The organism is Helicobacter mastomyrinus (assembly GCF_039555295.1).
In the GTDB taxonomy this organism is placed as follows: domain Bacteria; phylum Campylobacterota; class Campylobacteria; order Campylobacterales; family Helicobacteraceae; genus Helicobacter_C; species Helicobacter_C mastomyrinus.
The window spans coordinates 518,387-530,107 of sequence record NZ_CP145316.1 but is presented as its reverse complement, the minus strand read 5'-3'; the positions used below and the strand labels follow the sequence as shown (position 1 = coordinate 530,107).

Below are 11,721 nucleotides of genomic sequence, written 5' to 3'. Positions count from 1 at the left end.
TAGAATCGGCGATTCTACCCAAAATTACATAAAATACAATTAATATCCCTCTATTTCTTAGCTAAGAGGAATATTAAGAAGTGTTATTTGGGGTTAATTTCTTCTCTACGTTGGAGGTATTCCCAACGTGCCTCTACATCTTTTTGAAATTGTGCGATGATATGTTCATTTTCAGGCTTGAAAAGATGTTTGAAACGTCCTTGTGCACCTAAATAATCACGAACTGGCACAATATTGCGTGGGCGATAAGTGATATGCACTTCTACACCATTAATAATTTCAAATAATGGAAACACAAGGGAATCTACTGCTAAATCGCTGATTTCAACGGTTTTATGAGATTCAAATCGCCATTCAGTCGTGCAAGCACTCATTGCATTAATAAAGGTTGGTCCCTCTGTATCAATAGCACGTTTAATTTTCTTATTCATATCTTTCCACTTGTTGGGAGCTACTTGGGCGACATAGGGCGCATGATGTGCTGCCATAATAAAAAGCAAGTCTTTTTTGCGTTCTTTTTTACCATAGCTTACGCTTCCAGCGGGTGTAGTTGATGTGCTTGAGCCAAGAGGCGTAGAGCCGCTTCTCTGTCCACCTGTATTTGCATACACTTCATTGTCAAGACAGATATAAGTCATATCGTGCCCTCTTTCAAAGCAGCCACTAATCCATTGAAATCCAATATCATAAGTCGCTCCATCGCCACCAAATGCTACAAATTTAGGACGTTCACCGGTATATCTTCCCTTGCGTGCCAGAGCTTTATACATAGCTTCTGCTCCAGCAACTGCCGTAGAGCCATTTTCAAACCCAATGTGAATCCAAGGCACATCCCAGCTTGTATGTGGATATACTGCACTTGAAACCTCAAGACAGCCCGTGGAGTTCCCAATAATAATGGGTCCATCTACTGCACTAAGTACTTCTCGCACAATCATACCGTGAGCACAGCCCGGACAAAGTAAGTGCGCACCTTCAAATTTTTTTGATGATTTTTGAAATTCTTTAAGATTCTTTACTTCCTTTACCATTGTATTCTCCTTAAAAAAAGCTCATTTTAGGTCCGCGAAGTCCTAACATTTGTTGAAGTGGGTGAGTCAATTTACCTGCTTTTGCATTTTCATTAAGCTCGGTAAAAATGCTCTCTAAATGCGCTTGTGTCAAATCACGTCCGCCTAGTCCATAAATATAATTTGACATTATAAGATGTGCTCCTGCCCCAAGAGCTGCTGCTGAAAATTCATTAAAAAGCATACCCATTGTTCCTGCTGGAAGACTTCTGTCGATACAAGCTACTGCTTTTAAACCTTTTAGCACCTCGCCTATTTGCTTGAAAGGAAAGGGTCGTAAGGAGCGGATAGAGATAACCCCTGCTTTAATGCCTTTTTCATTGCGTGCTTTTTTAGCCGCTACACGAGCAGATTCTACGCTTGTGCCAAGTGCCACAATTGCTACTTCTGCATCTTCTATATCATAAGTTTCTACAAGTTTGTATGTGCGGCCAGATTTTTTTGCAAAAGCTTCAAATACCTCTTCTATAACCTGTGCTGAATCCATAATGCCTTTGTGTAGCTGTGCCTTATGCTCAAAATGCCAATCCTCTTCTGTTTGCGCCCCGTAAGTTACAGGGTTAGAGAAGTTTAACATAGGATTATGCGAGATATAATCCCCGATAAATTTATATGCTTCCTCATCAGTAAATGGGCGAACAGACTGCGCGGTATGAGAGCAAATGAATCCGTCTTGATTCACAATTATAGGCACTCTTACACGTTTATCTTCTGCAATCTTAAAAGCCATAAGATTAAAATCATAAGCTTCTTGTGGATTATAGGTGCAGAGATTTATCCAGCCTGTATCACGGCTAAGATACATATCTGAATGATCTCCATTTACATTGAGTGGTGCAGCAAGTGCACGATTGACAAGATTTAGCACAATAGGTAAACGCATACCAGAAGCCTGATAAAGCACTTCTATCATTAATGCAAAACCTTGAGAGCTTGTCGCCGTGGCTACTCTTCCACCAGCTGCTGCAGCACCTACACACGCACTCATTGCTGCGTGTTCGGATTCTACCATCACAAATTCACCATCGACATAACCATTACTTACAAAACTTCCATAGTTTTGCACAATGGGTGTCGAAGGTGTGATAGGATAAGCAGCTACCACATCAATTTGTGCTTGACGAAGTGCTTGAGAAGCAGCCATATTGCCATCCCATACTTCAATATCCCTTAATTCCATTATTTTGGCCATCTTTTCCTCCTAGACTATGCGTTATTTTGCGATTTTTTAGGCTCTTTAGCAGGCCATTCTTTGAGGGCTTCTTCATTGTCTTTGTGATCATTAAACATAAGCAATGATTTTGGGTTGGTGGGACACACATCCACACATACGCCACAACCTTTACAATGCACATAATCCACACCTGCTAATTTATCATTATTAGTAAGAATCGCCGCATCAGGGCAAAATACCCAACAAGTAAAGCAATTAATACAAATATCACTATTATGCACAGGCTTTTCTACACGCCAATGCGCTACACTATCGCTAAATGAGCTATCGCCACTATAAGTTCGTTCCTGTTTATAAAGTTCCATAGCCCCATCTACGCCCTTTTTAAAAGGAAACAGCACAGAGCCAATTGCAAATTCGTCCCAATCTTTTAATTTATCCATTTCTTTTCTCCTTAAAATAAGCCCTTATTTAAACTTCCTCATAAGCTCGTCTAATAGCCACTTTGTTTGCCTCAATCACTTGTTGGGGGAGTTTTTTACCAAGCACCTTGGAGAAAGATTCTAAAAAGAAGTCAATCTCAAGCATACCTGAAACTTTCATTAACGCCCCAAGCATAGGTGCATTAGGGATAGATTTGCCAAGTGCATCAATAGAGATTTGAATACAATCAAGCGTATATACCTCTTTTTGTGCCAACTCGGGCTTTTTAGCAATGAGCTCTTCCTTGCTTAAGCGCGTGGTGATAATGTATTTTGTCGATGGTTTATCATAAAGACAAATATTTGTGATGAATACCAAGCCCGGGTCAATCACCAAAATATAATCGGGATTCATAAACTTTTCGTGATTGAGAATAGGCTCTGAATCTATCCTATTATAGGCAGTCATAGAAGCACCGCGTTTAGCTGAACCATAGAATGCAAAGGCTTGCACCTCTTTGCCTGTTCCTGCAATTACATCGGCTAGACCTTTTGCGCCTGTTACAGCACCTTGCCCAGCACGAGAATGCCATCGTATCTCAAGCATACTTTCTCCTTCCTTCGTGGATTTAAGACCATTTTAACGCAGTTTTATTTAATTTCGTATCGTTTTGAAACAATTTTGATAAACGCACTTTGACAAAGGGGGAGATTCTACACAATTTTGTAAAAAATTTTTTTACCAAGTGAGTGTAAAATCACCTTTTCTTGGGTAAAACTTTTAGCACAATTTTTAATGGGGTATTCCTCTAAACTTAAGCCAAAAATCATATAATACCGCTTTTGTTAATGATTTTGAGATTAGGGGATAAATTATGGACGCACAATTGCAAAAAAAACGCGTTTTTTCAGGCATTCAGCCCACGGGCAATATCCACTTAGGCAATTATCTAGGTGCGGTGCGACATTGGGTAGATTCACAAGAGGAATATGAAAATATTTTTTGCGTGGTTAATTCCCACGCGATTACGACTAAACAGAATCCTACGCAATTAAAAGAAAAGACTTATGAGCTTGCAGGTATTCTTTTAGCCTGTGGCATTGATACAAATAAATCTCATCTTTTTATCCAAAGTCAAATCGATGAACACGCCGCATTAGCGTGGATTTTAGATTGCCATATTCCTATGGGTGATATGAGTCGTATGACACAATTTAAAGATAAAAGTGCAAAAAATCCAAAAAATATTAATGTGGGCTTGTTTAATTACCCTGCGCTTATGGCGGCGGATATTTTGCTCTATCAGGCAGATTTTGTGCCTGTGGGTGAAGACCAAAAGCAGCATTTAGAGCTAACACGTGACGTGGCAATGCGCTTTAATAATGAATATGGATTATGCTTTAATATTCCTGAGCCGATGATTGCTAAAGTAGGAGCGCGCATAATGGCTTTAGATGACCCAAATGCCAAAATGAGTAAATCCGCACAGAGCGAGAATAACGCGATTTTTTTACTTGATAGCCCTGAACTCATCACACGCAAAATCAAAAAGGCAGTTACAGATTCTCAAAGTGGCATTATCTTTGATGAATCTCGCGCAGGATTATATAATCTGCTTTGTATGTATGAGATTTTCACAAGACAGAGCCGCGAAGAAATAGAATCTGCATTTGAAGGCAAGGGCTATGGACATCTTAAAAGCGCTTTGAGCGAAGTGATTATAGAAACTTTACGTCCTATACAAGAGGAGTATGCAAGACTAAGCAGTGATAGGGCATATATAGAATCTATACTAGATAAAAGTGCTAATGCAGTCCGCCCCATTGCCAAAGCCACTTATGCCCGCGCAAAGGAACACTTAGGTTTAGTATAGGTCTATTTGTAAAAGCTTATCTCCCTTATGCTATAATTCGCATTTTATTTACACAATCTACACAATGATTAAGGAGCAAGGGTATGAGCAGAGTAGCAATCGACAAACAAGCAGTCAAGGCATTTTTTCAATTTTGCGATGAAAATGAAGTGGAATTTATCGATTTCCGCTTCACTGATATTAAAGGCATATGGCATCATTTGAGCTTTTCAAGAAGTGCGATTGGCGAAGAGAGTTTTGAGGGGATACCCTTTGATGGCAGCTCTATCCCTGCGTGGCAGCCTGTGGATAAATCTGATATGATACTTATCCCCGAGCCTGTGCGATATTTTATTGACCCTTTTAGTGCGGATACTACGGTGGTAGTCTTTTGCGATATTTGGGATGTTTATAAAAATGAGCCTTATGAGAAATGCCCTCGTTCTATTGTCAAACGTGCGATGAAGCACCTTAAAGAAAGCGGGATTGGTGACGTGGCGTATTATGGACCAGAAAATGAGTTTTTTGTGTTTGATTCTATTAAAATTAAAGATTCTGTAAATTGTCAATATTATGAGATAGATTCCGAAGAGGGCGAATGGAATCGCGATAGAGCCTTTGAGGGTGGCGTAAATATGGGACATCGCCCCGGTACAAAGGGTGGATACTTCCCTGTGCCACCGGTGGATTCTTCAGTGGATTTACGCACCGAAATGGTAAAGGTGCTGAACCAAGTGGGGCTAGAAACCTTTGTATTGCATCACGAAGTAGCGCAAGGGCAGAATGAAATCGGTGTGAAGTTTGGCGATATGCTCGAAGCTGCCGATAATGTGCAAAAATTTAAATATGTGGTAAAAATGGTAGCTCATCTCAATGGCAAGACGGCTACATTTATGCCTAAGCCCCTTTATGGCGATAATGGCAGCGGTATGCACGTACATATTAGCATTTGGAAAGATAATAAGAATCTCTTTGCGGGAAATGCCTATCAGGGGTTAAGTGAAATGGCGTTGCACTTCTTAGGTGGAGTGCTAAAACATGCTAGAGCCTTAGCAGCCTTCACAAATCCTAGTACAAACTCATACAAACGGCTCATTCCGGGCTTTGAAGCGCCAAGTATTTTAACATATAGTGCGCAAAATAGAAGCGCAAGTATTAGAATCCCATACAATAGCGGAGAAAAGGCAAAACGTATGGAATTTAGATTCCCCGATAGCTCGGCAAATCCTTATCTTGCCTTTGCAAGCTTACTACTTGCGGGACTTGATGGTATTAGGAATAAAATTGACCCGGGTAAGCCTATGGAAATTAATCTCTTTGAACTCACACTTGATGAAATCCGTGAGAAAGGCATTAAGCAGTTGCCTCATACATTGCGCCACGCGATTGAGGAAATGCTGGTGGATAAAGCATACCTCAAAGAAGGCAATGTGTTTAGCGAGGAATTTATACAAACCTATAAGGCTTATAAGTTTGAGACAGAAATTTGGCCTTGGGAAGCACGCCCCCACCCATTTGAGTTTCTTACTACATATAGTTGTTAGTTTTTATACTGCATTCACAATATCTCAAATAAAGATTGGATAGGTTCTTTAAAGATGGGGAAGCATTTTATTGATAAAATAAAATCTTAACCCATAGGGAAGCTATAAGAATAGCTTGCATACAAGAGATATGTTTATGTAATTCTTTTAAAGATATTATACAAAGTGTTTGTCGCCCTTTCTCTATGCCTATAAAATCTTAGCTTGGTAAAGAAACTTGTTTTTTAGGTGAGTTTTTATAGACTTAGAATTTCCTCATAAAGCGAGCTAGATTATCTATTTGTATCAAAATGAAATCACATAAAATACCAATTTTCTATCGTGAAGTCTAGCGCATATTTGCATATTTAACTCTCCTCATCACTAGAAAAAGACGAGGGGACGTAGAACTTTAGATCTGAAAATAAGCAAAAAGAAAGTAATTTTATAGGTTCATATTAAGATTTATTTAGTTTGCTATAAAAATATTATTTATTTTATTTTTTTATGTTATTAATATGATATAGTTTTAAAAATTCTTAATTTATAGACACTAAAGAATAGAGGAGTAATAATGCGTTTAGTGGCGGTGATATGCGTGTGTATGGGATTGGCGTTTGGTAAAAATACGCTTACTATGGCAGTATCTCAAAATATCGGCACGATGAATCCTCAAGGTTATCACGGCAATGCGATGTTTGCACAAAATAGCATTTATGAGGGCTTAGTCAAAGTGGACAAGAATGGCAAAATTGTGCCATCTTTGGCATTATCGTGGCAGGTGAGTAAAGATGGTTTGCGCTATGAATTTACATTGCGCGAGGGGGTGAAATTCTCAAATGGTGAGGTATTTAATGCTGATGCGGTGGTGCTAAACTTTCAATCCATTCTCAAAAATCGTTCTAGGCATTCTTGGAGCGGGTTAGCTATGGTAATACAATCGATGCAAAAAATCAATGCTTATAAAGTCGTTCTCACGCTTAAAGAGCCTTATAGCCCCACGCTAAGCGAGCTTGCCGTAGTTCGTCCTTTTAGATTCTTAGCTCCTAGTGCCTTTCCTAAGGATTTAGACTTAATCAAGCATAATCCTAAGCCTATCGGCACGGGTGCGTATATGTTTGCGGATTCTAAGCTTGGTGTGAGCGATACATTACATAAGAATCCGCACTATTGGGATAAAGAGCGCTATAAGGGGATTTATTATGATGAGATTATTTTGAAGGTGATTTTTGACCCAAGCGCGAAAATAGCAGCCCTAAGAAGCGGACAAATAGATATGATTTATGGATATGATCAAATTCCCTTAGAGATTTTTAAAAATATGCAAAAGAGTAAGCACTTTGCCACGTATCTTAGCCCACCGCTGCATAGTGTGAATCTTGTCATTAATTCTGCTTCCCCTGCTTTTACACTCACAAACGCCCAATCTAGCACATTGCTGCGACAATCTCTAGGATATGCTATTGATAAGCAAAGGCTTGTTAGAGCGGTCTATGGGGGGATTCAAGAAAGTGCTAATCACATCTTTTATCAAAGCACTCCCTCTACACAAAAAAACAAAGAGGAGAGAGCTATACAGGAATCTTTAGCATTTTTACGCACTTTGGCAGATTCTGTAGATTCTCATTTGCATCAAAAAGGCATAGAGATACTCTTTAGCGGGGATAATCCTGCTCATAAAATGATGGCTGAAATTATCCAAAGTGATTTAAAGGCTCTAGGCATTAAGGTGCGTCTAAGCGCGAGTGAGCCTAGCATATATCGTAATCGTTTACTTAAAGGGGCTTTTGATATGGCTTTTAGCGAGACTTGGGGTGCACCCTATGAACCTTTGAGTATGCTATATTCTATGTTGATTCCAAGTCATATTGACTTTGCCGCACAATCGGGCTTAAGCACTAAAACTGCCATCGATGAAGGCATTAGAAAGCTTATTGTGCTTAATCCATCAAGCCCAACTTTTGACGCATTGTTAGACAATGTCATCAATATGCTTGAAACAAGTGGTGTGTATGTGCCACTTACCTATCAAAAAAATAAAGCCATCACACACCCTAAAATCAAAGGTATTAAAATGGGAGTGGTAGGCTATGAAGTGCCATTTTGGGAATTTTATGAAGAGGCAAAATAAGGGGAGGGCAGATGAAAAAGTTTATTTTTTATAGAATCTGCTCTATTATCCCCATTGTACTACTTGTATCTTTTGGCACGTTTTGTTTGTTGCGACTTGGCGGGAGTGATCCGGTGATGGCATATATTTTACACTCACACATTCCTGCCACACCAGAGCTTATAGCGGAACTTAGAGTGGAATTTGGACTTGATAAACCGCTTTTGCAACAGTATTTTTTGTGGCTTAAAGACGCCATAAGGCTTGATTTTGGAATCTCTTATATGAGTGGTAGGAGTGTGAGCGCGGACTTTTTGCATTTTTTGCCCAATACACTTTTACTTGTGCTATGCGGATTTATTTTGACTATTCTATGTGCCTTACCGCTTGGGATTGCAAGTGTGCATTATCATAATAGATTCCCTGATTTCCTCATTCGCTTTATATGCTTCATCGGCGTGAGTATGCCTAATTTTTGGGTTGCCTTTTTGCTCGTTTTGTTTTTTAGCATATATTTGGAGTGGCTTCCTGCGGTGGGGCTAGAGGGCGCAAAAAGTCTTATTTTGCCAAGTGTGAGTATCGCACTGATGTCTATATGTATCCTAGCGCGGCTCATTCGTGCTAATATGCTAGAAGTGCAGAAAGAGAGGCATATCATATATGCTAAAATGCGTGGAGTAAGGGGCTTAAGGCTACATATCATACATATTTTTTATAGTGCCTTTTTGCCTATCCTTACAGCGATGGGTATGCACATAGGGGAGCTTGTGGGCGGTGCATTGGTAATTGAAAGTGTCTTTGGACTGCCCGGCATTGGGTTATATAGTATTAGCGGGATTGCTAATCACGATTACCCTGTCATTGAATGCTTTATTGTCATTTTAAGTGCGTCTTTTGTGCTGTGTAACGCATTGGTAGATATTCTCTATGCGGTATTTGACCCACGTATGCGTAAGCAAATGGCGCACACGTATGAAAATCCTAGCAAGGAATATGTATGAAAATATGGGGTAAATGCGCCCTTGCTGGGCTAGGTATCATCGTGCTACTTGCTATTTTTGCCCCATCTATTGCACCATTTGAGCCCGATATGCAGGATTTGGAGCATATTTTAGCCCCTATGAGTGCTACACATTGGCTTGGGACGGATTATTTAGGGCGGGATATATTTTCGCGGATTCTCTATGGGGCGAGACTTTCACTTGGCTGTGCTTTTGTGATTTTAGCGTGGATTATGCTTTTAGGTATAGGTATTGGGGGATTGTGTGGCTTTGTGGGTGGGCGATTAGATGCGATATGTATGCGGCTATGCGATGTGTTTATGAGTGTGCCTACTATCGCGCTTTCTTTGTTTTTTGTGGGCGTGCTGGGTGCGGGGCTAGAAAATGTGATGATTGCTATTATCCTCACACATTGGGCTTGGTATGCTCGTATCGTGCGTAGCATTGTTTTTAGTGTGAAAAATAAAGAATACGTGCTGCTTTCTTTTACCTTTGGAGCGAGTGCTTTGCAGAGATTCAAACGCCATCTTTTAGTACCTATTTTAAGTCAATGTGTGATTTTAGCGAGTATGGATATAGGGCATATTATGCTGCATATCGCGGGACTTTCATTCCTTGGGCTTGGGGTGCAGCCGCCCACACCTGAATGGGGTGTGATGCTAAGTGAGGCAAAGGAGTATATGTGGGATAATCCTGCTTTGATTATTTATCCGGGGTTAGCGCTTTTTGTAAGCGTGGCATTATGTAATATGATAGGTGAAGGTTTAAGAGATAGTCTTAGGGCAGTGCAGGGGCTAGATGATAATGTCAAAGATGTGGCTTTAGGTAAAGCAAAGAGCTTAGATTCTATACATAGCGCACAAAGCCTAGAAATAGAACATTTGTGCATTGATATGGATACTCATAAGCTTGTAGAGATTCCATCTCTTTGTGTGAGGAGAGGAGAATGCACTGCATTGCTTGGGGCAAGCGGCAGTGGTAAATCTCTAAGCGCGCTTGCCTTGCAGGGATTTGTGGCTTCAAACCTTGCATTGACAAGTGGTGTTATTAAGCTAGATTCGCAAGTGATTAATCCTGTGGCATATCGTGGTGTAGCCTTTGCGTGTATTATGCAGTCTCCTCGCACGTGCTTTAATCCGCTCCTTAGTATTGCCTATCATTTCAAGGAAACTTGTATCGCCCTGCATAAGCCTTATGACAAAGGATTTGTGCTTGAGTGTTTGCAAAAAGCGGGGCTAGAAGCGCAAGTGCTAGATAAATATCCATTTGAATTAAGCGGCGGAATGTTACAAAGAGCGATGATAGCCCTTGCTTTGCTTGCACAAGCGCCTTTTGTGATTGCCGATGAGCCAAGTAGTGATTTAGACAAGCTAAAGGCAGAGGAGATTCTCAAAACTTTGCGTGATTTGAGAGAGAATCATAGATTAGGAATCTTGCTTATCACACACGATTTAGCCGCAGTGGCAGCAAATGCGCAATATGTCTATATAATGCAAAAGGGCAAGATTATAGAATCTGCGCGATTATCTCAAGGTGTGCTTTTAGAGGATAGTGGCAAACCTTTAATGCCACAAACGCCTACAATGCAGCGTTTGCAATCCCTCTATCAAGGGAAGAAATTATGTTAGAGCTATGCAATGTATCTTATTACTACACATCATATCGGGGATTTGCCGCATATAAGCATTATGTGTTAAGACATATTGATTTGAAACTAGAGGCGGGGCAAAACATTGCGATTATGGGGAAAAGTGGCTGTGGGAAAAGCACGTTGGCAAAGATTGCCTGTGGGCTTTTGCGACCACAAAGAGATGAGGCGGGAGCCGTGGGAGAAGTGAGACTTCACTCTGTGCCTATTAATATTTGTAACCTTAGCTTTCGCAGGGCATTTTGCGCGCAAGTGCAAATACTTTTCCAAGATAGTATAGGCTCTTTGAATCCGCATTTTACTTGCCTTGAGAACTGCCTTGAGCCGCTTTTGTATCTTAAGGCTTGTGAGAAAAAGGAGGCGATAGAGCGCATTTATATGTTAATGGAGGATTTGGCATTGCCTAAGGATATACTTTTTAAGCAGGTGGGTATGATTTCTGGCGGTGAGGCACAGAGAATCTGCCTTGTGAGGGCTTTAAGCATTAAACCTCGAGTGCTAATCCTTGATGAAAGTACTTCTGGGCTTGATTATGAACTTTCTTTACATATAATGGATTACCTCAAGCGATGGCAGCGAGGTAATAAAAGTGCAATTATGCTTATTAGCCACGATGAGCACATAGCGAGAGGACTTTGCGGGCGTGTGTATATGATGAATACAAAAGGTGAGTTAGAGACATAATGCTTCACATATCGTTTTTGCAACTTAATCCGTATGGAAACTCTAGTCTATCATTCCTTTGCTGCTACACTTCGTGCTGCATTTGCACAGAGGGCTAATCTATAAATTGCATATATAAGTCTAGATTATCCATTCACTTCTTGGTAGAAAAGTAAAATGTAAAAATAACTTCTACGGCAGATTCCTACATATTTAAGATATTGGCTCGTAGTAAATAATCTTAATATTTGATTAAC

General features: G+C 40.2%; 10 protein-coding genes. 6 read left to right on the top strand and 4 right to left on the bottom strand.

The genetic code is table 11. The features are described from left to right. Positions 1 to 83 precede the first annotated feature (83 nt). From V3I05_RS02725 to V3I05_RS02710, 4 genes are read right to left on the bottom strand one after another with little or no spacing between them, the layout of a single operon-like run. Positions 84 to 1,031, bottom strand: a complete 948-nt coding sequence (locus V3I05_RS02725; protein WP_295699686.1) for a thiamine pyrophosphate-dependent enzyme — start codon at positions 1,029 to 1,031, stop codon at positions 84 to 86. Positions 1,032 to 1,041: 10 nt separating this feature from the next. Beyond that, complete coding sequence (locus V3I05_RS02720; protein WP_295699689.1) at positions 1,042 to 2,262, bottom strand: 2-oxoacid:ferredoxin oxidoreductase subunit alpha; 1,221 nt, start codon at positions 2,260 to 2,262, stop codon at positions 1,042 to 1,044. A gap of 14 nt (positions 2,263 to 2,276) precedes the next feature. Then, positions 2,277 to 2,687 carry a 4Fe-4S dicluster domain-containing protein gene (locus V3I05_RS02715; RefSeq protein ID WP_300450825.1) on the bottom strand — a complete coding sequence of 137 codons (411 nt, stop codon included), beginning with the start codon at positions 2,685 to 2,687 and terminating at the stop codon, positions 2,277 to 2,279. Between the two features lie 28 nt (positions 2,688 to 2,715). After that, on the bottom strand, positions 2,716 to 3,273 hold the full coding sequence (locus V3I05_RS02710) for a pyruvate flavodoxin oxidoreductase subunit gamma (RefSeq protein WP_343353914.1): 558 nt from the start codon (positions 3,271 to 3,273) through the stop codon (positions 2,716 to 2,718). 280 nt (positions 3,274 to 3,553) lie between these two features. Here V3I05_RS02710 and trpS point away from each other — a divergent pair, with 280 nt between their 5' ends. From trpS to V3I05_RS02680, 6 genes are all read left to right on the top strand, one after another. Further along, positions 3,554 to 4,540: a tryptophan--tRNA ligase gene (gene trpS, locus V3I05_RS02705; RefSeq protein ID WP_300447872.1), complete on the top strand. Its 987-nt coding sequence runs from the start codon at positions 3,554 to 3,556 to the stop codon at positions 4,538 to 4,540. Between the two features lie 83 nt (positions 4,541 to 4,623). Then, positions 4,624 to 6,063, top strand: coding sequence for a type I glutamate--ammonia ligase (glnA, locus tag V3I05_RS02700; RefSeq protein ID WP_300450822.1), 1,440 nt, complete (start codon positions 4,624 to 4,626; stop codon positions 6,061 to 6,063). Positions 6,064 to 6,616: 553 nt separating this feature from the next. Further along, positions 6,617 to 8,173 carry a nickel ABC transporter substrate-binding protein gene (nikA, locus tag V3I05_RS02695; protein ID WP_300450819.1) on the top strand — a complete coding sequence of 519 codons (1,557 nt, stop codon included), beginning with the start codon at positions 6,617 to 6,619 and terminating at the stop codon, positions 8,171 to 8,173. A gap of 11 nt (positions 8,174 to 8,184) precedes the next feature. Then, the gene (locus V3I05_RS02690) at positions 8,185 to 9,153 is read left to right on the top strand and encodes an ABC transporter permease subunit (RefSeq protein WP_343353912.1); all 969 of its coding nucleotides are present in this window, start codon (positions 8,185 to 8,187) and stop codon (positions 9,151 to 9,153) included. Then, positions 9,150 to 10,781 (top strand): nickel ABC transporter permease subunit NikC, encoded by a 1,632-nt coding sequence (gene nikC / locus V3I05_RS02685; RefSeq protein WP_295699702.1) that lies wholly within the window; start codon positions 9,150 to 9,152, stop codon positions 10,779 to 10,781. The genes V3I05_RS02690 and nikC overlap by 4 nt, the downstream gene beginning before the upstream one ends. Beyond that, complete coding sequence (locus V3I05_RS02680) at positions 10,775 to 11,485, top strand: ABC transporter ATP-binding protein (protein ID WP_300447834.1); 711 nt, start codon at positions 10,775 to 10,777, stop codon at positions 11,483 to 11,485. Before nikC ends, V3I05_RS02680 begins: the two co-directional genes overlap by 7 nt. The last annotated feature ends 236 nt before the right edge of the window (positions 11,486 to 11,721 follow it).